Source organism: Haloarcula sp. CBA1129, from assembly GCF_008729015.1.
Lineage (GTDB): Archaea > Halobacteriota > Halobacteria > Halobacteriales > Haloarculaceae > Haloarcula.
The window spans coordinates 412,499-434,004 of the sequence record NZ_RKSM01000003.1; the positions used below are offsets into that span (position 1 = coordinate 412,499).

The following is a 21,506-nucleotide window of genomic DNA, read 5'->3' on the forward strand; positions in this document are numbered from 1 at the left end:
CGCAGCGAACAGCGCGAGACACGCCGACATGGGGCAAGGCTTTAATACGACTTGCTTAACAATAGATAATGAACCTATGTCGAGCGAAGGTACCTCACCAGACAGTAGTGTGGGAATCGACCGTTCACGGAGACAGTTCATCGCCGCCGCCGGCGCGGTCGGCGCGCTTGGCCTCGCCGGCTGTCAAGGTGGGTCAACAGGCGGCGACGAGGCGGTGACCGTTGCGAGCCTGAACCCGATGACCGGCCCCTTCAGCTCTCTCGGGCCGGGTCAGCGAACTGGGGCCGAGCTCGCTGTGACTGAGATCAACAACAACGACGACTACGACTTCGAGTTCGATCTGGTGACGGGCGATACGGAAACCGAGGCTGGAGCCGCACAGTCTGAGGCACAGCGCGTCGTTCAGGAGGAGGGGGCGGAGTTCGTGTTCGGTGCGATTTCTAGCTCCGTTGCACTCGGGCTGAATGACTTTGCCGCGCAGTCAGAGCATATTTACTTCCCCGGCGGCGCAGCGGTTCCGATCACCGGGTCTGCCTGCAACGAATGGGTGTTCCGGTTCGAGACGAATACTGCACAGATTGCCGAGGCGATATCGGCGTATTCAGTCAACAATCTGGGGACCAACGTCTGGTTCCACTACGCGGACTACGCCTACGGCGACTCGGTGTACAACCGCACGAGCAGGCGAATGGAAAACGCCAGCGACGACTACACCGAGATCGGGACCTCAACCTCGGAGTTGGGTGCAAGCAACTACGGTTCGTTCATCACGCAGATCAGCAACTCCGAGGCTGACGTGGTTGTGCTGGGGATGACTGGCGGAGATCTGGTGAACTTCACAAACCAAGCCGCAGATCAGGGCCTCACCGATCAGATCGCTGTTGTCGGCCCGACACAGACGTTCCAGAGCGTTCGCGCCGGGACTGGCTCGAACAGCGTTGGCACCTTCGGTGGCGCTCGGTACGACCCCTCGCTTGAGACCGGGGACAATCAGGCATTCGTTGAGGCCTACTCCAGCGAGAACGACAGAGAGCCCGGCAACTTCGCCCGCGTCGGCTACGACTCGATGCGGTTGATGGCGAAAGGAATGAACAAAGCTGGGAGTACCGAACCGGGGGATGTCCGAGACGCCCTCGAAGGCGGGACGTTCACGACAGTACTGGGAGACATCACGCTTCGGGAGAGCGACCATCAGGCCACGAACCCAACGTGGATGGCTAAACTCGTTGCGGGAGACGGCGACACAGCGGATGTCGAACTGCTTGAGCAGGTCCCGGGTTCGGAGACGCTGCCACCGGCCAGTGACCTCGGCTGTGAGATGTAGGTAGCACAATGGTTGCTGCCGACTTCATCGAACAACTGCTGAATGGCCTCACCTTGGGGATGGTTTACGTCCTGCTAGCTGCCGGACTGTCAGTTATCTTCGGCGTAATGGACGTGATCAACTTCTCCCATGGCGAACTGTTCGCACTCGGTGCGTATTTCTCCCTGAGCATCATCGCACCGTTCGGTGCGGGGACTGGATTCTGGATTGCGATAGTGGTCGCACCGGTCGTCGTCGGTCTCATCGGTGCCGCTATCGAGCGAACGACTGTCCGACCGTTGTATGGTCGAGACCCACTGTATCATATTCTTCTGACCTTCGGGCTCGTGCTCGTGATCAATGACGGCATCCGTCTCGTCTGGGGGACACAGCAACGACAGCTAGCCGTCCCTGAGTATCTGAGCCAACCCGTCTCCATACTGGGCGTTCAAGTATCAGTGTACAATTATTTCATGATCGTCTTTGCGGCGTTGCTCGCGGTCGTGACGTGGTACTTGCTGAACCGGACAAAGTACGGGATGATCATCCGTGCCGGGTCGCAGGACCGTGAGATGGTTCGCAACGTCGGTATTGATATCGACCAGTATTACACGCTGGTCTTTGGGGTCGGTGCGGCGCTCGCTGCCGTCGCCGGGATCGTCCTTGGCGGGTATCAGAACGTGAACACTGGTATGGGAAACAGCGTGATTATCCCCGCGTTCGTTGTCGTCGTCCTCGGTGGCCTCGGTAGCTTCAGGGGTGCCGTCTTCGGTGGGTTGCTTGTCGGCGTCGTCCAGACGCTGATGCGGGCTTACAGTGGGAGTGTCCTTGCCACGTTCGGTGATACAACGCTGAGCATCCCCAATCTCGAAGGGCTGACCGTGTACCTGCTTATGATCGGTGTGTTACTCGTGAAACCTCAGGGACTGTTCGGAACGCGAGGTGATGAGTCAGAGGGGGAAGGTGAGATTCTCGTCGGCGGGTACGGCGGAATACTGGCTGACAGCACACGGGTACGCCTTGGCGGTCTCGCTGTTGTCGCGCTCGCACTTGCCCCGGTCGCGATTCTATTCATGAGCAACCAGTACTATCTCGTCGTCCTCAATGAGATATTGATCTGGGCTATCTTCGCACTGAGTCTCGATATCGTGATGGGGTACGCCGGACTGGTCCCGCTCGGGCACACGATGTTCTACGGCGTCGGTGCATACACTGCCGCACTCGTGATGTTGCACTACTCGCAGTCGGTTTTTGTCGTGTTACTCGGGGCCATTCTCCTCTGTGCAATTCTGGCTTGGATCGTCGGCAGCCTGTCTATCCGGGTGTCCGGCGTGTACTTCGCAATGATCACGCTGGCGTTTGCGGAGTTGCTCTACAGTGCTGTGTTCAAGTTCGAATTCACCGGCGGGAGCGATGGCTTGCTCGGCTTCGAGGCGTTCCTCGGACTCGGTGGTGTCGGTGCAACACTCTCGAACATCGAGTTCGGGCTTCTGGGGTACGAAGTCGGACAGCAGGTAGTGTTCTACTATTTCGCTCTGTTTATCGCCGTTCTGTCGTTCCTGTTCGCTCGACGTATGATGAACGCGCCCTTTGGCAGTGTTCTGCAGTCGATTCGCGAAAGCGAAGACCGAGCGGAGTTCATCGGGTACGACGTCAACAGATACAAACGCCGAGCGTTTGTCATCAGTGGCGGCATGGCTGGGCTGGCCGGCGGGCTCCTCGCAGTAAACCCATCGACTGTGATCATTTCACCGGATCAGACACTCAACTGGATCCATTCTGGTGAGGTCATTGTGATTGCGCTGTTCGGCGGGATGGGGACACTGTACGGTCCCATGATCGGCTCCGGTGTCTTCTTCGGCGCTGAAGAATTCCTCTCGTCGTACACCGACCAGTGGCGGCTACTCATCGGGACCATGTTCATTCTGTTCGTGCTGTTTGTCCCACGCGGTATCGTATCGATTCCGTCCCTTGTCACACAGCGACTGGAGACGGCCACCAACGCGGATAGTCCCGTTGATATGGACGAGTCGGAAGTGAAAAGCGATGACTGAAACTGTACTCGAAACAGACGGACTGACGAAACGGTTTGGCAAGCTCACCGCCGTTGACGACGTTTCGTTATCGGTTGCGGACGGTGAGTTCAGGAGCGTCATCGGTCCAAACGGGGCCGGAAAGACAACGACGTTTAATCTCATCACTGGCGCACTGTCACCGTCAGCGGGAGTCGTCCGATTCAAAGGTGAGGATATCACTGATGTCGCTCCACACGAACGGGTCGGCCGTGGGTTGGGGCGCTCGTTCCAGATCACGAATGTTTTCGGCGGCCTCAGCGTTCGAGAAAACGTGCGTCTGGCAGCCCAGTCCGTCCATAGTGACGGAATCAACCCCGGCGAGGCACTGTTCCGTGACAAGAACAGCTTTGACGAGATTTCGGAGCAAACTGAGACAGTGCTGGACCAGATTGGTCTCCAAGATCGGGCTGACGAACACGCCGAGGCCTTGGCGTACGGCGACCAGCGACGACTCGAACTGGGTCTCGTGTTGGCGACAGACCCCGATCTCGTCATGCTCGATGAACCGACCGCCGGAATGAGTAGCGAAGAAACACAGGCCACAATGAATCTTATCGATACCGTCCTTGCAGACCAGTCCCTGATGCTCATTGAACACGATATTGACCTCGTGATGCGTGTCTCGGACCGGATTACCGTTCTTACTCGTGGCGAAGAACTCGCAAGCGGCACACCCGAAGAGATTGCAAACAACGAGGACGTCCGTGATGCGTACCTCGGTGGTGTCCGAGAATGACTGACTCACTACTTTCTCTCAAAGACGTCCGGGCCGGGTACGGGATGACTGAAGTGCTACAGGGCGTCTCGATGGATGTCGAACGCGGGAGTGTTGTGTCGTTAGTCGGGCGCAACGGGGTCGGCAAGACAACGACGCTCCGTTCAATCGTCGGCAATATCACCCCGACTGGCGGGTCGATTACGTTCAACGGCGAGGACATCACGACACGTAACTCCGAGGCGACGATCCGGAGTGGTATCGGGTTCGTTCCCGAAGAGCGACGTATCTTTCCCGAATTGACCGTTCGGGAGAACATCAGAATGGGAGAGATTGGTGCTGAGTCACCTGCTGGGCCGTCAGTAGACGATGTACTGGATATGTTCGAGAACCTCGCAGAGCGAGAACACAGGGACGGATCGGTCCTTTCGGGTGGCGAACAACAGATGCTCGCGGTCGGTCGTGCCCTGACTGCCGACCCGGATCTGTTGTTGCTTGACGAACCGACGGAGGGGCTCGCCCCTTATGTTGTCCGGCAGATAGAGGACCTTATCCTCGAACTGAACGATCAGGGTATCACAGTGCTGCTCGTCGAACAGAACATCCCGGTTGCACTGGAGGTCTCACAGTATACGTATATCCTCGAAAAGGGAAACATCGTCCATGAGGGAACTGCGGCGGAGATTCAGGACAACGAGGAAGTGCTTGACCAACATCTCGGCGTCGGCGTCACCGACTGACTATCGCCACAATCGGCAAACAACGACTCACATCCCGGTCGGAGGACTATCTGGCGCAGTGTCCCTGTTCGCCTCAGTGTCTCCCGACCACCGTCTGAATTCCAGACACCAACTGGTAGAGACGATTCGGATGTGTATGTTTCACATGGTTCGTTCTATTCTATTGAATCGGATATTATTCGACCAAGGCCTTGTTGGGCGGGATTCAAACGGTAACACGGATACTTCGCCCAAATCAGGGTATTCGAGTCAGTCGAACTACTGATAGGAGAGATTTACCTGTAGTTCGCCGGAGATCCCACGGATAAGGTCAGTCAGCTCGTTTTCGATGCGTTCCGAATCTAGTCGGTTCGCCGGTCCCGAGACACTGATAGCTCCGTACGTGTTGCCAGCGTTATCTACCAGTGGTGCACCAACACCGGCTACGCCTTCGAGGAACTGGTCAATACCGTAGGCGACGCCGCGGTCCTGAATTTCATCGAGTTCTGCTTCGAGCTCCGCGCGGTTTCGACCGTCGGGGAGGGGATAGTCGTAGCTTTCGAGGATTGTCTCCCGCCGGTGTTTCGGCAACACTGAGAGGATTGCCATGCCACCAGCGAGCCTGTACAGTTCGGTGTACTGGCCGATCTGTGAGTTCGTCTGAATCGCTCGACTGCCGAGTGACTTGGCTAAAAAGACCGCCTTTCCGTTCTCTTCGACGATCCACCATGCTTTTTCGTCAGTTTCGTCAGCTATCTCATTCAGTTTCGGCGCGACCTCCTGATACATCTCCTGTCGCTCGCGGACTTTCATTCCAATATCCAGAAACCGCAAGCTCAGCCGATATGCCTTGTTCTGGTCCTGAACGACGTAGCCTCGGCTCTTGAGAGTTGAAAGGTGAACGTGGACTGTGCTCTTGGGCATTCCCACCTGCTCTGCTAGCTCAGTGACGCCAAGTGACTGTTCTGTTTTCAGTGCTTCAATGATGTCCAGCACTCTTTCGGCGGATTCTATCGGGTCTTGTCCTGTCATACGTGTATATTTGGCTAACTGTTTATAAAATTATTCAAGTGGATTGAACTCCACGCTCTGAGACTGCTCTGCCCGGCGTCGTCCCGGTGATGCTGGGGCAGCTGTCCATGCTAAGCCGACCCAAGACTCGGCAATCATCTAAGTATCACTTTCAGTCTGCGTGTCTAGTGACCACTGTCCCGTCCTGAAAAACGAAGCAGCGCGACCCCACCTCGGTGTTTTCGTTCCGGCCAGTGCAGTCATCGCACGCTGGGACTTTTACTGTCCATTCTTGTGTTCAAGCTGATCGAATTCTATCCTAACATACGAACTGCAGTGAAAACGTCACGAGGATACCGGGGTGATCGAGAATAGTCCTGTCACAGTATGCCAGTCCGCCTCGATTCACCCTGTTCGTGTTCAACACTCTCCTTGCACAACCGCAGCCCTTCCTGTAGTATCGCAATATCGATCTGTTATTTCAATCCAACGCGATCACCCGCAACCGGTGATTCTCAGGCCAATACCGGCCTGAATAATATTTGTACACCTGTTATCCTATGGCCGTTCCTCGTAGTCTGTGAGTTCCAGATTCGTCGCGCAACATCTGGCCTACAATGGGGACTGTTCACAGGTGTTGAATCTCAGTCAGGGGTGAGCTGTCTCTCTGTTGCTCTTGTATTTAGTGAGAGATACGGGACCAGTCGATCACTCCGGTAATGTCTGTACGCCTGTTATCTGGACTCTTCGAAGATATCGTATTACGAAACAGGGGAACGTCGCTATCCTGACGCTTCTCAAAGATAACAGCTCGGCCAGCAAGTGATTTCGGCTTGCAAGCTGCTTCTGGTGGTTGCCCGGATATTTTTCATATTACGAAATAAACTCTCAAACTTGCCCGCAGAGAGCGAATGTTGAATGCTGTGGAAGCGTCTATCAGAGTAAATCGTCAGTCGGTCCTGCTTTCAGAGGACCGACTGCGTACTTTCCTAGTCGTTACAGCCACCAGTTTCTCTCGGTTGTCTTCGCGACTCACGTACTACCAATCAGCACAGACTGAGAAAAATCAGGCCGCAACCGGACTCTCTTCGTCGATTTCTGTTTCACTGTTTTTGATTGCAGTGCCGGAGGCCGAATCAAAGAGATGGATGACGCTTTCTGGGAACTTCAATCCGACCGTGACTCCATTCCCGAGGGCTGATCCATCCTCGACGGTAACCGTATACTGCTGCCCGTCAATCGTCACGTACACATGAAACAGATCTCCAAGCGGCTCGACGACGTCGACAGTCGCGGTAACTGTCTGTTCCGGCCCTGTCGCGGTGCTGAGCTGAATGTCTTCAGGCCGCACACCGAGAGTGATGTCCTCGTACCCGTCAAGCTGGGCGGCGGTTTCGGCAGATAGCGCATAGGTGAACTCTTGATGGACTAGTGTTCCGTCCTCGACAGCGACAGGAATGAAGTTCATCGAGGGCGACCCGATAAATCCGGCAACAAACCGATTGGCTGGACGGTGATAACACTCTAGTGGTGTTCCAACCTGCTGTAACACTCCGTCATCCAGAATAGCGATACGGTCGCCCATCGTCATTGCCTCGGTCTGGTCGTGGGTGACATAGATGGTCGTAACGTCGAGCTCGTTCTGGAGGCTCTTTAGTTCGGTCCGCATTTTCGTTCGGAGTTTGGCATCCAGATTGCTCAGTGGCTCGTCCATCAAGAACACCGCTGGGTCCCGGACGATCGCCCTCCCAAGAGCCACTCGCTGTTGCTGGCCACCAGATAGCTCTTTTGGCGGATCATCAAGGAGGTCTCTGATGCCCATCATCTCGGCTGTCTCGGTGACACGCTGTTCAATCGTCTCTGTATCCATATCTGTCGTCATCTTCAACCCAAACGACATATTCTCCTTTGCGGTCATATGTGGATAGAGTGCGTAGTTCTGAAACACCATCGCGATATCACGTTCGCGGGGTTCCTTGCCGATAACAGACTCATCACCGATCAAAATATCACCCTCAGTTACCGTCTCAAGCCCGGCAACCATCCGCAAGGTTGTGGACTTCCCACACCCGGATGGGCCGACGAGTACCAGAAACTCACCGTCGTTCAGCGACATATTCACCGTATCGACAGCGACAACCTCATCATTCCCATCAGCGAACGTCTTGACAAGGTTATCAAGCTCTAACTGTGCCATGCGATACCTGTTATTGTTCCACAGAGATATATAATAGTTTGTGTTGTTCGATTACAGATGGGAACCTTTCATATACTTGGAGAGGGTTTGAGTTCGTATACAGGACTAGCGGTAGTGACAAGCGTACAACTATGGTCTCATTCACAACAGAGTCTGAGTCGGTGTATCGTCAACTGGGTGTCACACCAGTCATCAATGCAGCGGGAACAAAAACGCGGATCGGCGGCAGCCTTATTCGAGAGGAAGCCGCGGAAGCCATGCGTGCTGCTGCCGACGAATTCGTCCAGCTGAGCGACCTAGAGGCAAAGGCGTCCGAACAGATCGCTGAAATCGCTGGGTCTGAAGCCGGATACGTTTCGCCGGGTGCCGAAGCCGGTCTGCTGTTGGCCGCGGCTGCTGCGATTGCGGGGGACGACCCGAAGACTATGTCGGAGTTACCACATCCGACAGACGCACCAAACGACATCGTGATGCCCCGGACTCACCGGACGGGATACGACCACGCGCTGCGAGCGGCTGGCGCAAACATCGTTGATGTCGGAACAAATGATCACCACCTCGGTACTGGCGCAACAAATGTGGAACCTTGGGAAATCGAAAGCGCTATCCACGAAAACACTGCTGGAATTGCGTACGTACAGAAGACATACACACAACCAAAACTATCGACTGTCTCAGAGATTGCACACCGACACGACGTTCCCGTGATTGTCGACGCTGCCGCTGAGGTGCCGCCCATTGAGAACCTCTCTCGTTTCATCGAGCAGGGAGCAGACATGGTCGTGTTCAGTGGTGGCAAAGGCATCCGCGGTCCACAGACGACGGGTATCATCGCCGGCAAACGCCGGTATATCCGCTCAATCGCGGTGCAGCATCAAGATATGCACGTCGATAGTCGGGTCTGGAACCCACCCAGTTCGCTTATTGATACGGAACGGTTCGACGGGGTTCCAAGACAGGGAATCGGGCGGTCGCTCAAGGTCGGTAAAGAGGAACTTGTCGGCCTCATTCGCGCGCTGGAACTATTCATTGAGGAGGATCAGGAAGCGCTTGTTGCCGAGTGGGAGAACCTCGCACAGAAGATGGCGAGCCAACTCGAGGCAGCGGGCGTAGAGACCACAGTTGTCGCTGGCGGTGAGCAGAGCGTTGCTCCTCGGGTCATTGTGGATATCAGTCACTCCCAATCCACCCTCTCAACAGCTGGTTTGGTGTCAGAACTTCAGTGTGAGGACCCGCGTGTGTATGTCGGTGAGGACCGTATAGACGAGGGAGCGATCGTTCTCAACCCAATGTGCCTTGACGAAGACGATGCTGCGTACGTCGTCGACCGCCTGCTCACACATCTGTAATAAAGAAAAGATATAAATAATAACTTATAATACCATAGCATAGCATGGACGTCCTCGTAGTAGTTGCCCACCCAGACGACGCAGACGTCTTCTGTGGCGGTACGATAGCAAAGCACGCTGAACGTGGTGACGAGGTCAGCATCGTACACATGACTCGCGGAGAATACGGCGGGCTGCGAACGGACTCACAGGAGGCGGTCGCGAGCGTCCGCGAACAGGAGGCTCGCGCCTCGGGAGCGGTGTTAGGCGCATCAGAAGTCGCGTTTCTCGAGTTCAGAGACGGGCGGATCACTTACTCCCTTGAGAACCGTTTCGAGATGGTGGATGTCATCCGGAAGTATGACCCGGATATCATCCTCACGCATTATAAAGACGATATGCATCCCGACCACCGAGCGACGTCACGGTTAGTTACGGACGCGTACTACATGGCTTCGCTACCCCTCGTTGAGACGGACTTCGAACCCTGTGACCCGGACAATATCTACTACTTCGAGGGTGTCATAGAACTCTTGTCACACCGTGATGATCGTGCTTCCCGGATTGTCTCCGCGTTCGTAGTTGGTGATAGCGACGACGAGGCGAAGGCACAGAGCAAGAAACACCTGCGATCGTGCGTGGACGCGGCCTCGGGCGTGCGTTCGCCCGAGGCCGCAGTCCTTCACTGATTCGTTGGTTCGTTCGACGCCAGTACGGCGGTTGTACGTCTCGTCTAGGATTGATTGCTTCAGCTGGACGCCCTCACTGTGTTCCTCGATGCGGTCTTCGATCCTGTACTCGATGTCTTTCGGGTCATCAGTGTTTCGCGCGTTGTACGGAGCGACTGGCACGACCCCTGCGGTCAGCAGGTGGTCGTGCCAGTCGAGCGTGTCGTAGGCGCTGTCACCAACCATCCAGATTGGTTGCTCAACGGCGAGCGCGTCACGTGTGACGCGCATCGCCGTCTCTTCCGGTGCTTGTTTGCTCTCGGTGAACTCGGCTGCAATCGGGATCTTTTGCCCGGTCGAGACGATCGTGCAACCGTAGCCGTAGTAGTACTCGTCGTCGGTTGGATCGTAGCACTTCGACGCGTCTGGATCGGTGGGCATCGCCCTCACGTCGGTTGAATCGATACAGTAGGTCAAGTCGAGCAGGCCGCGTCGGGCGGCCTGCTCGACGAGTCGGTCAAAGACCTCGTTGACGACGTGTTCGAGGTCGGTGAGAAAGCGATCGACCGCGTCTCTCGACGGCGGTCGATCGAAGCCACAGCTCAGCCAAACAACCGTGTTCCGAAGCTCCCGCTCAACCGGACGAATGCCGTAAATGTCCTTGTAGTAGCAGTGGAGAAAGCCACGCATCAGCTCTGGTGGTTCGTGGTCTCGTGTTCGCCCCGTCTTTGCCGGGGCGAACACGTCGAACCCTTCGAGAAACTCGAAGGAGAGGTGCTCAAACAACGCTAACGTTTCCGTCTCCACGACATTGAAGAACGACTCTACCGAAGGATCATCTTGCAGGGTCGCTGGACTCATCCACCTCAGCGTTCACCCTGCTCTTTGGTGTGCTACTCGTTCTATGACACCCTCACTACTTCGGCAAGCCGACGTCGGAGTTTACCCCATCCATGTTCATCGATATCGAGGGGTATCTCGAACAAAAGGTCACTGCGATCAAGAAACACGAGTCTCAGGTGGAGTTCCTCGTCGAGCACGGCGGCATTGATGCCGAGTTCGATAACCTCATTGACGGACTTCGCGCTGAGAATCTCGTGTTCGGTAAACAGGTTGGTGCCCGGAGTGCGGAGGGGTTCGTCCCGCTCCATGAGTCTGCACAGGAATTTCTCGGCTAGCGTTTCGGAGACTACCCGACCACTGTCGGTGTAAATTCCTCATTTCGGAACCGTAACCGGGAGCGTCCCCGTTGGTTCGACTATCCCTGCCAGTGTTTTTGCCGCCGCTTGAATCGCGCCGGGCGAGTAGTCGTACGTCGTCAAAAACGTAACTGCGTCTGGACAGATAGAGAGATCATACGGGTTCCGCACAGCAAGGACAGCCAACTGGTCGTGGTGCTCGATGAGCCTCTGGAGTGTCTCTGCCTGTGACTCGGTAGCCACTGCATCGTAACTAACAGCCACCAGCTGTTCGTTCTTTACCTCAATATCGAGGGTATCGTCCCCAGTTGTGATCTGTGTCCTAACATCAAACCCGACCTCTCTGAGCGCAGCAGAGATCACCTCTGGGTCGTAGCGCTCGTCCTCAGCGGGCGACCCTCGCGTCCCGGTAAAACTGACCACGTGCAGAGGACGTGACGTATCGAACGGTAGTGTCTCGCTGTCATCTCTGACGAGTGTTACCCCACAGTCTGCGATTTCAGTTGCGAGTTGTTTCGACGCGGTCGCACAGCGACGCCATTCCGGCACTTCGATAGTCTCAGATTCACCCACCCGTCGCTGTTTACAGCGCTGGATGCGATGTAGCGACCGGTCGATTCGTTCCTCGGTAAGCCGCCCCGACCGAACGGCGGAAAGCACGGCCTCAATCGCTGCCCGCTGTCGCTCAAGTGTATGCGAAACAGTGACGATGTCACACCCGGCCTCGATTGCACGAACAGCCCCTTCGGCGGGGCCGACGCCTTCAGCAATCGCATCCATCTCGAGGCAGTCCGTAACGAGTAAGCCATTAAACCCTAATTGCTTGCGAAGAAGCGCTGTCTGCACTGCCGAAGATATCGTCGCTGGCAGTTCTTCGTCGCCCGTTATCGACGGAAATGCGACGTGCGTTGTCATGATCGCGTCGATGCCGTGCTGTATCGCAGCTTCGAACGGTGCGAACTCGACGCGTTCCAGTCGGGGTCGCTCGTGGGCAACTACCGGCAGATCGAGATGTGAATCGACTGCAGTGTCACCATGACCGGGAAAATGCTTTCCACAGGCAGCGACATCCACAGACTGGAGGCCCTGAGCCATAGCTGTGCCCAGCGCGGCCACACGCTCGGGATCTTCCCCGAAGGACCTGACACCGATTACGGGGTTGTCTGGGTTGTTGTTGACGTCGAGGACCGGCGCGAGGTTCAGATTTATCCCGAGACTCCGTAGCTCCCGTCCGACGGTCGCACCTGCTTTCCGAGCCATCGCGTCGTCATCACAGGCCCCAATGAGCATCTGACTCGGTAGTTGTGTGCCCCAGTTGAGGCGTGAGACGACGCCCCCCTCCTGATCGGTGGCGACGAACAGTGGGAGCCCAGCGCCGACTGCTGTGGCTTCTGACTGCAACTCCGCTGAGAGCGCTGCCACCTGCGCTGGCGACGTAATATTTCTGGTGAAATAAATGATGTTTCCGAGGTTGTACTCACGAATCAGTTCCAGCACCCCATCAGTCGGCTCAGGGCCCTCAAAGCCAGCCATGAACAACTGGCCGACTTTCTGTGCTACTGGCATATTCGCTACCGTCTGCGCCTGCATATAACAACATCCGAGGTGCTGGGGATATAAAACTACGTTTGCGACCGCGAAGCGGTACAAAGCTGGACCCGAAGATTACTGCTTGACACTCCCGGAGGTTAGCCCGGAAACGATCTGGCGCTGGAACACAACGAAGATCGCGAGCAATGGCACAGCAGCAAGCGTCGAGGCAGCCATCATCTGTCCCCACATCGTCTGATCCTGCTGCTGGAAGTTCTGAATCCCAATGGAGAACGGCGTAACGTTGTCAGTCGCCAAGACCGACGCGAAAAGCACCTCATTGAAGGCGAGCAGGAACACGAACATCCCAGTCGCGGCTAACCCCGGTGCTGCAAGCGGCATTACGACGCGGAACAGGGCCTGTGTCCGCGTACAGCCGTCGATTCGTGCGGCTTCCTCCAGTGCGGTCGGAATCGTGTCGAAATACCCACGCAGCATCCAGATGGTGAACGGGACGGTAAACGTCGTATAGAGGAATATCATTCCATGGTACGTGTCTTTCATCGGAACGTTCGCGGACTGGTCCATAATGATGAACAACAGAAACATCGGGATGAGGATGAGTACGCCGGGGATCATCTGCGTTGCGAGTGCCCCCATCTCGAACTTCTCCTTGCCGGGGAACTCATATCGCGACAACGAGTAGGCAGCCAGTCCACCGATAAACAGCGAGAGGACTGTTGTCACACTCGAAATGACCAAGCTGTTAACGTAGTAGTCGACAAGCGGGAATCGCTGGAACATCAGGAAGTAGTTCTGGACATAGGGGTCTGTCGGGATTATATCAAGCCCGAGCTGCAGCACTTCGTCGCGAGTTTTGAACGATGTCGTGAACATCATCCAGACGGGGAATATCGCGAAGATGAGAATCAGGATGAGCACGGAGCGCCAGAGCAGTTGGTAAACGAGCTCTTTGCCATCCGCAGTTAGCCGCATTTCGTCGGGCACTATCGTCTTTTCTGACCCAACAGCAGCCATGAGCGAACTAAGCATCTCAGATAGTACCTCCGTCGTAGCTTGACGCCACGACGCGCTTGTAATAGACGTATGCGATGGTCATCGAGAACAGGAACAGCATCGCGCTGAGTGCGGACCCGATCCCGTACGCACTCTGTTTGAAGCCAAAGGAGTAAATGAGTAACATCAGCACGTTCCCTGATTCACTCGGTGACCCACCCAACAGAATATACGGAACGGGGAAGTTAATGAAGGTCCAGAGGATCAACAGTAGGAGAATGACGGCAGAGACGGGCTTCAACTGTGGCAGCGTGACATACCGCAGTTTCCCCCATCGGCCGGCCCCATCTATCTCAGCAGCCTCATACAACTGTTCGGGAATCGACTGTAGTCCAGCGTACAACATGATTGCCGCATACGGGAAGTTTCGCCAGACGTTCGCGATGATTATCGCATACAGCGAGTTTGGGCCCAGAAGCCAGAACAGGGACCCCTCAATGAGTCCGGCCTGCCGGAGTAACGCGTTGATGACTCCGGTATCGCTCCGGAACATCATCCGCCAAGTAAGAAGCGTGACGACAACCGGTGTCACATACGGAATCAGAATTACGGTCCTCGCTACAAGCTTGCCTCGGAATTGCTTATCGAGGGTGAGCGCGGTGACGAGCCCGAGAACGTACGTCCCTATCACCGAACCAACCGTATACAGAACTGTGACCTTGAGCGAGTTCCAGAACTGTGCGCCATAGATCGTGTCTTTCTGGAAGACCTTCATGAAGTGGTCAAGTCCGACAAACGTCTCAGGGCGGAACCAGTCGGTATATCTCAGCGATGGGAATTCATAGAAACTCATAACGAACCCCAGAATGACTGGAATCCCGTGGACGAGTAGCATCATTGCGAGGGCCGGAGCAATGAGTTTGAGTCCAAACCGTTGGCTTGCAGGTAACGAGCTAACGTACGGGATATGAACTGCTGGGAGCCGACGTCTGACTCGCTGGTACGCGGACAGGAGCATACACAATCGATTATTATGCTATGTATTTAACCGTTCTGCACGACAGCGGAGTACCTCTGTGTCGGTACAGAATAGATAGATAACTGACTAGATGGACGGAGGCACACTGGAAGGGTCCGTCTTCGGGGCTCAGCTCTGGAGGGCGTTCTCTGCCTGCATCGCCGCCTGTTGGAGTGCTTTCTGGGTATCGCCTTCGGACCAAGAGTCTGTTGCTGCCTTCGTGAGTACCTTCGTGACAGCCCCTTTGATCGCTCCGGAGACATCACCCCATCCCACGACTTGCGGCGCTGTCTTGGCGTTTGTATTGTTCAGCACGTCTTCACTGAAAGACTGATACAGCTCTCCTTGGAAGGCTTCTTGCTCGAAGCTACTCTTGATGGTCGGCAAGAAGCCAGACCCTTTCGCGAGTTCCGCGTTGACTTCTGGCTGCATCAGATACTCGATGAACGTCGCGGCTTCGCTCTTCTTTTTCGTCCAAGGATGGATCCCCATGAGGTTCACTCCGAAGAAGGTCGAGGACTCTCCCCGGGGACCAGCAGGTGGCCTACCGACGCCGAGCTCGGCGTCGATATCGTTGGCAACCCTGAGCCCCTGCCACGTAGAGGCGATCCGCTTGCTGCTAAACGCGTTGTTCCGTGCAACACCGTTCCACTCGACTGACGCCTGTGGGGACGCCTTGTGCGTTGTGGACAGATCCTTGTAGAAATTCAGCGCCTCCACCGCCGCATCACTGTCAAATGTCGGCTTGGACCCGTCAATCACGCTGCCGCCGTTTTGCCAGATGAGCATCATATAGTACTGGACAACGGCCCAGTTGTTCGCACCGGGAATACCAAACAGGTATCTCGTGTTGTAGCCCTCCTGTTCCCACTTTTCGGCCCGTTTATTGTACTTCGTCGCATCATTCGCGAGTTCATCCCACGTCGATGGGGGACCGTCGATACCAGCTTCCTCGAACAGCGATTTATAATAGATGTGCCCACGGGGTCCCCAGAACCAAGGGAATCCAGCTCGAACACCGTCGAACTTGCCTATCTGAAGCGGTGAATCGTAGATATTGTCTGTCGGCAGTGAGACGCCTGCCTCTTCGAGGTCCATCCAGCCGTCGGAATTGACCTGTTGTGGCATCCACGTCGATGCGATCTCCTCGACATCCGGGCCGGTTCTGGTGGAGATACTGTTGTTTTGCTTCTTGCGAGCGACGCCCCAGCCCATCGTCTCGAAATCCACGTTGATTCCGTGTTCTTTCTTTAGTATGGGATTGTGTTTCTTGTAGAACGTCTCAATGTGGTCATTGACGAAGTGGCGGACTGTGAGGGTGGTTATATTGTTCGATTGCTCCCCGGTACTCACACCGGCGTCGCCACCTCCGCCGTCTCCGGGGGTACTCTCTGTACTTTCACTGCCTCGACAGCCCGCGAGCAGAGCAACCGTTGCCGCTCCGGCGCTTTTGATGAAGCGACGTCGCTTGCCACTCCGCAAACTACTGTCTGACATATGCTATCACCAACGACGCAAGTAGTATATATAGATAATTGTTTAGGATGATGTTCCCGGTTGCACTGTCCACGAAGCATACAAAACCTATCGCATGGTTTTATATGAAACTGCGCTCAATCAGCAGTCTACGTGATTGCAGAGAGAATACGGTCAGACAGTTACCGGCTGACGAGAGTGCCTCTGCTAGCGTTGCCGTTGAAACAACTGATCGCAGTGCGGCCCCAATCGAAATATGACAACACACGCAGTCTACAACGAGATCCGTTCCGGTATCGACCGACTGAATAATTTCGAGATGCACACGCATGACCTTTCTGAGCCACGCAAGCGTATTGCGCAAGCGGACCGGGTTCACTTCATCGGCTGTGGTTCCTCATACTGGACCGCTGTGATCGCTCAGTATGCGTCTTTCCAGAGTGGCGTCGATGCAACAGCGTACGCCGCGTCAGAATACCTGTTTGCCGGTCCCCCGATTACTGACCGAACGGTTGTCGTCGCCTACTCTCAGTCCGGAGAGACATCTGAAACCGTTTCAGCGGCTCGACAGGCAAAAGATAGGGGTGCGGCTGTTCTCGGTATTACAAACAGCGACGATTCGACGCTAGGGTCAGTAGCGGATGAGGTCCTTGTCACACCGGCGGGAACTGAGAAGGCCGTCCTTGCAACCAAAACAGTCGACGCCGCGTTGATGCTGACGTTCTCGTTGCTCGGAAGCAAATATAGCGAGCGCGCACCGAGTGAGTTGCAACGCACGTGCCGGAACGTAATCAACCGAGATTTCCAGCCAGCCGTTGCTGTCCTCGCGGAGGCGAAAACACTCTACACTCTCGGACAGGGAATCGAATATGGACTTGCAGGCGAGGCTGCGACGAAGTTCGGCGAGGGAGCACTGTTGCATACGACAGCACTCCCGACGCCCGAAATCAGCCACGGTCCAATCGCAAACGCTGCCGGTGAGCCGGCACTCATCGTCGCTACCCAAGAACCGAAGTCATCTCTGACCAGCGAGGTAGTATCGAAGCTACACGACGCCGGAGTTACCACAATTGTCCTGCGGCGGCCAACGAACGACTATGGCGGGGATATCTCAATCGAACTTCCAACCCAAGCACCAGAACACCCGATAGTTCCGTTAAAGATCCTGCAATCGCTCACGTATCAGACGGCCATGAAGAAGGGGTACGACCCAGATGATCCACCAGAACTCTCGAAACACGTCGAGTGGAGCGCACTGAGATAACGGGTTCACCGGCGAGCCCAGCGACTACCACATAGCAGCTGGTAATGAGTACCGTTTGAACCGCATCTACCGACTTGGCTCGTTCTTTCCACTCTCGGGAGTGCTTGAACCCTGTAGACATCGGAAAGCGGCGTCGGAAGTCATGATACAGGTGTTCACAACCGGTATTTAATCGCTGCAGTAGCTAGATTATGCCAATTATATCATGAAGATTAATCACACTCCGGATACGATAGAGTATCATGCAAATCACTGGATACGAACTGTTCGAAATTCCTCCCCGCTGGGTTTTCTTGAAACTAGAAACCAACACCGGACTTCTGGGCTGGGGTGAGCCCGTTATCGAGGGCAGAGCTAAAACAGTTCGAGCGGCGGTCGAGGAGATGCTTGACCAGTACCTCATCGGCAAAGATCCGTTTAGAATTGAGGACCACTGGCAAGCGCTGTACCGGGGCGGATTCTATCGCGGCGGACCGATCCTGATGTCTGCCATTGCTGGTATCAATCAGGCTCTCTGGGATATCAAGGGGAAACACTTCGATGCACCTGTGTACGAACTGCTGGGTGGCAAAAGCCGAGACAAAGTGAGAGTGTACAAGTGGATCGGTGGTGACCGGCCAGAGGATGTCGCTGCAGAAGCGACGCGGTTAGCTGAGGCTGGCTACACCGCGCTCAAGATGGATGCGACGAATCAGACGCGATTCATCGAAACGAGAGCGTCGCTCGACGAGATCACAGAACGAATTCAGCACGTTCGAACAGCGGTGGATGACCGAGTGGACCTCGGGATCGATTTCAGAGGGCGAGTGTCAAAATCGATGGCGAAGACGCTTATTAACCGCCTCGAAGCCGTCGAGCCGATGTTCATTGAGGAGCCAGTGCTTCCCGAGAACATCGAACACCTTCCAAACATCGCTTCTCAGACACACGCACCCATCGCAGCAGGTGAGCGGCTGTACTCGAGATGGGATTACAAAGACCTCCTCAAAACGGGGGCAATTGATGTGATTCAGCCTGACGTCTCTCACGCAGGCGGTATTTCAGAGATGGTCAAACTAGCAAACATGGCGGAATCACACGATGTCGCTATCGCACCGAACTGCCCATTGGGACCAATTGCACTGGCTGCATCGATTCAGGTCGATACGGTCGTCCCGAATCTGTTAGTACAGGATCAGGGGTTCGATGTGCACTCTCAGACGACGAGTCCCGCACACGACCTGCTGGATTCGAATCCGTTCGCGTTCGACGATGGCTATCTGAAGACGCTGGACGGCCCGGGACTGGGTATCGACGTCGCGCTAGACGTGGTTCGGGAGAAATCAGAAGCCGACCTCGACTGGCATAACCCGATATGGCGGCACGAGGACGGCAGCGTCGCCGACTGGTAGCGATCGTTTCACAATAGTAAAAACTTAAGCGATGGACGGGATTAATTATCGTATGCCCGACGATACCGAGACGGCAACACTTTCGGCACCGATGAAGACGTTTGCGATCGTTGATGTGCTCAGAGATGCCGATGGGGCGCTTGGTGTCTCAGAAGTGGCTTCGCGGCTCGGTTACACACGGAGCACGACATACAAACACCTGAATACGCTGTTACAGGCAGGCTACGTTACAAAGAGCACTGGTGACTATCAGCTTACGGTACAGTTTGCCGATATCGGCGAACACGTTAAATCTCAGACACCCATCTATCACGATACAAAGCCCCAGATCGACCAGATATCAGCGACGACCGGCGAGTCAGCCGGACTGGTAATCAAGTGCGAAAAGCAGATCGCCGACGTCTATCATACCGCTGCTGAGGACTCTCCGAGGCACGTAAACTCCCCCTGTTTTCATTGCAGCGCTCCGGGAAAGGCAATCCTCGCAGCGGCCGACGCGGCGGAGGTTGCAGCTATTCTAGACCACACTGGTCTGCCTGCAATGACCGAAAACACGATTACGGACCGCCAGACGCTCACTGCTGAACTCGATAATATCCGGGACCGGGGTATCGCGTTTGAGCGCCGTGAGCAGTATGCAGACGTAAATTGCGTCGCGGTTCCGATTCAGGACCAGTCAACAACCGCAGCCGTGTACGTGGCGGGGCACGCTGAGCGGCTGAGTGGGAAGCGGTTACAAGAGGATGTCCCCGGGATGATACTGAGCGCCGTCAGGCAACTCAATGCCGAGCAGGTCTGATCGGGAGTCACTCCTGTTCACGGATGCGCTATCAGGACCGTCTTGATTTAGCAGTGCTCAGCAACTATCGTTCAACTGTGGCCGTCTCTGACCTGCGATCGTGTCAATAAGGTCCGAGACAGGTCTCAACAAAAATATTCATCCGAGATAGAGTATTTCTTTTAGAGAAACTATATCGGGACGCTTGAGATAGGAGATAACATCTGTACACTTATTATCCATGTTCCGGAACTGGGCCTAGACTTTACACAGATCTACAGATCGTAATATAGCGGGACTGTACCGGTCATACTTTTATCCGCGTATTTTTATCGCCGACTATCGTTCATCATGGTTCCAGCATCCCAACAACGTTTCATAATGCGAAACTAAATCGAGCGGTAGCTTTGTTTAGTGGTCGAAACATTCAAATGTTGATGGGTGGTGGATTTCACTCACGGGATACCTATCACAATGGATGCAATCGCCGTCAAGCAGGGGGAGACTCGTCCAGAGCGCATTGATATCGAGCGTCCGGAACCGGATGAGGGAGAAGTGCTCGTGAAGACCCTCCGGGTTGGTATCGATGGAACGGACTTTGAGGTGCTATCGGGGTCACACGGTGAGTTTCCGGCTGGCAGCGATTACCAGATACTGGGGCACGAGGCCGTTGGTGTCGTCGAGTCCTCAAACGGGACAGCGCTGACCGAAGGCGAAATCGTTGTCCCAACGGTCCGGCGGCCAGCAAACACAGCGAGTCGGTTCTTCGAGAACAGCGAGCCAGATATGGCACCGCCCGGGGAATATCTCGAACGGGGGATTTCGGGGGCGCACGGCTATATGGCCGAGTACTTCACGACTCCCGCATCGTTTCTCGTTTCAATCCCGGAATCGCTGGCGGATGTCGGATTTCTCGTGGAACCGATCAGTAATGCAGAAAAGGCACTCGAGTTGGCCCAACGTTCGAGGTCGACCTTCGAGTGGCAGGATTCTGCCGGGCTCGTTCTTGGAAACGGACCGTTAGGACTGCTCGCATTAGCGATGCTTACAGACCGGTGTGAACGAACGTACTGCCTCGGCCGTCGTGAAAGGCCAGACCCGACCATCGATATTATCGAGGAACTGGGGGCCACATACATCAATTCTCACCAGACGGCTGTGGATGAGATTCCAACAGTTCACGAGCCGATGGATCTGGTGTTCGAGGCGACGGGGCACGCAAAACACGCGTTTTCAACGGTCGAAGCACTCGGTGCAAACGGGGTCGGTGTCCTCCTCGGAATCCCGGAGGACTGGGACTTTACTGTCAATGGCGGGGCTCTCCACAGGCAGTTGGTACTCCAGAACAAAGCGCTGCTCGGAAGCGTGAATTCGAATGTCCGGCATTACAAACGCGCTTGTAATACACTTGCAGAATATCCGGACTGGTTCCTTGCATCAATCATGACGACCCAGTGCTCGGTAGCTGAGTTTGCGGATGCATTCGAGGAATCACCGGATACTATCAAATCGTACATTGAATTCAGCGACTAAGTAGCGGCCAACGGATTATATCCTTGTATTTGACCTAACTGGTAGTATCTCTCCCAGATTCAGACATCAATAATCGTTTAAGTTGTACTTTGTATTGGGGGAGACAAATTTGGATATCTTATGGGTGTCTGAATCACGATATACTGACACTTGTGGCTTATCTTGATCTGTTTAGATGTTACTACTCGGCGAGAACGTAGAACTAAATCGAACATCTCAAAATCGTTCCCGGACACGTAACTTAGATGCTGCTGACTCAGAGTACGCTCGATAGGGTCGATAGT

The 21,506-nt window shown here is 55.1% G+C and carries 16 protein-coding genes and 2 pseudogenes; 11 read left to right on the plus strand and 7 right to left on the minus strand.

What is annotated here, in order from left to right; genetic code table 11:
- The first annotated feature begins 76 nt into the window (after window positions 1–76).
- The 4 genes from Har1129_RS19650 to Har1129_RS19665 are packed head-to-tail and all read left to right on the plus strand — an operon-like array spanning window position 77 to window position 4,833.
- A complete protein-coding gene (locus Har1129_RS19650) occupies window positions 77–1,324 on the plus strand; it encodes an ABC transporter substrate-binding protein (protein ID WP_151102498.1) in 1,248 nt (415 codons plus the stop codon).
- Window positions 1,325–1,332: 8 nt separating this feature from the next.
- Window positions 1,333–3,357 (plus strand): ABC transporter permease, encoded by a 2,025-nt coding sequence (locus Har1129_RS19655; RefSeq protein WP_151102499.1) that lies wholly within the window; start codon window positions 1,333–1,335, stop codon window positions 3,355–3,357.
- Window positions 3,350–4,114 (plus strand): ABC transporter ATP-binding protein, encoded by a 765-nt coding sequence (locus Har1129_RS19660; protein ID WP_151102500.1) that lies wholly within the window; start codon window positions 3,350–3,352, stop codon window positions 4,112–4,114. The genes Har1129_RS19655 and Har1129_RS19660 overlap by 8 nt, the downstream gene beginning before the upstream one ends.
- Entirely contained in the window at window positions 4,111–4,833 is a 723-nt protein-coding gene (locus tag Har1129_RS19665) for an ABC transporter ATP-binding protein (protein WP_151102501.1), read from the plus strand. Before Har1129_RS19660 ends, Har1129_RS19665 begins: the two co-directional genes overlap by 4 nt.
- 258 nt (window positions 4,834–5,091) lie before the next feature.
- Here Har1129_RS19665 and Har1129_RS19670 read toward each other — a convergent pair whose 3' ends face one another.
- Both Har1129_RS19670 and Har1129_RS19675 read right to left on the minus strand, forming a co-directional pair.
- On the minus strand, window positions 5,092–5,844 hold the full coding sequence (locus Har1129_RS19670; protein ID WP_151102502.1) for an IclR family transcriptional regulator: 753 nt from the start codon (window positions 5,842–5,844) through the stop codon (window positions 5,092–5,094).
- A gap of 1,045 nt (window positions 5,845–6,889) precedes the next feature.
- Window positions 6,890–8,020, minus strand: coding sequence for an ABC transporter ATP-binding protein (locus Har1129_RS19675; protein WP_151102503.1), 1,131 nt, complete (start codon window positions 8,018–8,020; stop codon window positions 6,890–6,892).
- A 131-nt stretch (window positions 8,021–8,151) separates the two neighbouring features.
- Here Har1129_RS19675 and Har1129_RS19680 point away from each other — a divergent pair, with 131 nt between their 5' ends.
- Window positions 8,152–9,369: an aminotransferase class V-fold PLP-dependent enzyme gene (locus Har1129_RS19680; RefSeq protein ID WP_151102504.1), complete on the plus strand. Its 1,218-nt coding sequence runs from the start codon at window positions 8,152–8,154 to the stop codon at window positions 9,367–9,369.
- Between the two features lie 44 nt (window positions 9,370–9,413).
- A pseudogene (locus Har1129_RS19685) lies at window positions 9,414–9,863 on the plus strand (PIG-L deacetylase family protein); the annotation flags it as partial.
- Between the two features lie 21 nt (window positions 9,864–9,884).
- On the opposite strand, the gene Har1129_RS19690 reads toward Har1129_RS19685, so the two are convergent.
- Window positions 9,885–10,877 (minus strand): transposase, encoded by a 993-nt coding sequence (locus Har1129_RS19690; RefSeq protein ID WP_151098964.1) that lies wholly within the window; start codon window positions 10,875–10,877, stop codon window positions 9,885–9,887.
- A 53-nt stretch (window positions 10,878–10,930) separates the two neighbouring features.
- On the opposite strand from Har1129_RS19690, the pseudogene Har1129_RS19695 reads away from it, so the two are divergent.
- Window positions 10,931–11,194, plus strand: a pseudogene (locus tag Har1129_RS19695) (PIG-L family deacetylase); the annotation flags it as partial.
- Window positions 11,195–11,233: 39 nt separating this feature from the next.
- Here Har1129_RS19695 and nagZ read toward each other — a convergent pair.
- From nagZ to Har1129_RS19715, 4 genes are all read right to left on the minus strand, one after another.
- A complete protein-coding gene (nagZ, locus tag Har1129_RS19700) occupies window positions 11,234–12,781 on the minus strand; it encodes a beta-N-acetylhexosaminidase (protein ID WP_151102505.1) in 1,548 nt (515 codons plus the stop codon).
- Window positions 12,782–12,880: 99 nt separating this feature from the next.
- Window positions 12,881–13,798, minus strand: coding sequence for a carbohydrate ABC transporter permease (locus Har1129_RS19705; protein ID WP_151102506.1), 918 nt, complete (start codon window positions 13,796–13,798; stop codon window positions 12,881–12,883).
- Between the two features lies 1 nt (window position 13,799).
- Window positions 13,800–14,660 (minus strand): carbohydrate ABC transporter permease, encoded by an 861-nt coding sequence (locus tag Har1129_RS19710; protein ID WP_151102507.1) that lies wholly within the window; start codon window positions 14,658–14,660, stop codon window positions 13,800–13,802.
- 249 nt (window positions 14,661–14,909) lie between these two features.
- The gene (locus tag Har1129_RS19715; protein ID WP_191906216.1) at window positions 14,910–16,277 is read right to left on the minus strand and encodes an extracellular solute-binding protein; all 1,368 of its coding nucleotides are present in this window, start codon (window positions 16,275–16,277) and stop codon (window positions 14,910–14,912) included.
- A 235-nt stretch (window positions 16,278–16,512) separates the two neighbouring features.
- On the opposite strand from Har1129_RS19715, the gene Har1129_RS19720 reads away from it, so the two are divergent.
- The 4 genes from Har1129_RS19720 (at window position 16,513) to Har1129_RS19735 (ending at window position 21,222) form a co-directional block, all read left to right on the plus strand.
- Window positions 16,513–17,520, plus strand: a complete 1,008-nt coding sequence (locus Har1129_RS19720) for an SIS domain-containing protein (RefSeq protein ID WP_151102508.1) — start codon at window positions 16,513–16,515, stop codon at window positions 17,518–17,520.
- A 242-nt stretch (window positions 17,521–17,762) separates the two neighbouring features.
- Window positions 17,763–18,911: a galactonate dehydratase gene (gene dgoD / locus Har1129_RS19725; RefSeq protein WP_151102509.1), complete on the plus strand. Its 1,149-nt coding sequence runs from the start codon at window positions 17,763–17,765 to the stop codon at window positions 18,909–18,911.
- 52 nt (window positions 18,912–18,963) lie between these two features.
- Window positions 18,964–19,710 (plus strand): IclR family transcriptional regulator, encoded by a 747-nt coding sequence (locus tag Har1129_RS19730; protein WP_151102510.1) that lies wholly within the window; start codon window positions 18,964–18,966, stop codon window positions 19,708–19,710.
- Between the two features lie 453 nt (window positions 19,711–20,163).
- On the plus strand, window positions 20,164–21,222 hold the full coding sequence (locus Har1129_RS19735) for a glucose 1-dehydrogenase (RefSeq protein ID WP_151102511.1): 1,059 nt from the start codon (window positions 20,164–20,166) through the stop codon (window positions 21,220–21,222).
- The last annotated feature ends 284 nt before the right edge of the window (window positions 21,223–21,506 follow it).

Coding starts and splice junctions, on each gene's coding strand:
- Har1129_RS19650 (WP_151102498.1), top strand. CDS start 77: ATGTCGAGCGAAGGTACCTCACCAGACAGTAGTGTGGGAATCGACCGT.
- Har1129_RS19655 (WP_151102499.1), top strand. CDS start 1,333: ATGGTTGCTGCCGACTTCATCGAACAACTGCTGAATGGCCTCACCTTG.
- Har1129_RS19660 (WP_151102500.1), top strand. CDS start 3,350: ATGACTGAAACTGTACTCGAAACAGACGGACTGACGAAACGGTTTGGC.
- Har1129_RS19665 (WP_151102501.1), top strand. CDS start 4,111: ATGACTGACTCACTACTTTCTCTCAAAGACGTCCGGGCCGGGTACGGG.
- Har1129_RS19670 (WP_151102502.1), bottom strand. CDS start 5,844: ATGACAGGACAAGACCCGATAGAATCCGCCGAAAGAGTGCTGGACATC.
- Har1129_RS19675 (WP_151102503.1), bottom strand. CDS start 8,020: ATGGCACAGTTAGAGCTTGATAACCTTGTCAAGACGTTCGCTGATGGG.
- Har1129_RS19680 (WP_151102504.1), top strand. CDS start 8,152: ATGGTCTCATTCACAACAGAGTCTGAGTCGGTGTATCGTCAACTGGGT.
- Har1129_RS19690 (WP_151098964.1), bottom strand. CDS start 10,877: ATGAGTCCAGCGACCCTGCAAGATGATCCTTCGGTAGAGTCGTTCTTC.
- nagZ (WP_151102505.1), bottom strand. CDS start 12,781: ATGCCAGTAGCACAGAAAGTCGGCCAGTTGTTCATGGCTGGCTTTGAG.
- Har1129_RS19705 (WP_151102506.1), bottom strand. CDS start 13,798: ATGCTTAGTTCGCTCATGGCTGCTGTTGGGTCAGAAAAGACGATAGTG.
- Har1129_RS19710 (WP_151102507.1), bottom strand. CDS start 14,660: ATGATGCTACTCGTCCACGGGATTCCAGTCATTCTGGGGTTCGTTATG.
- Har1129_RS19715 (WP_191906216.1), bottom strand. CDS start 16,277: ATGTCAGACAGTAGTTTGCGGAGTGGCAAGCGACGTCGCTTCATCAAA.
- Har1129_RS19720 (WP_151102508.1), top strand. CDS start 16,513: ATGACAACACACGCAGTCTACAACGAGATCCGTTCCGGTATCGACCGA.
- dgoD (WP_151102509.1), top strand. CDS start 17,763: ATGCAAATCACTGGATACGAACTGTTCGAAATTCCTCCCCGCTGGGTT.
- Har1129_RS19730 (WP_151102510.1), top strand. CDS start 18,964: ATGCCCGACGATACCGAGACGGCAACACTTTCGGCACCGATGAAGACG.
- Har1129_RS19735 (WP_151102511.1), top strand. CDS start 20,164: ATGGATGCAATCGCCGTCAAGCAGGGGGAGACTCGTCCAGAGCGCATT.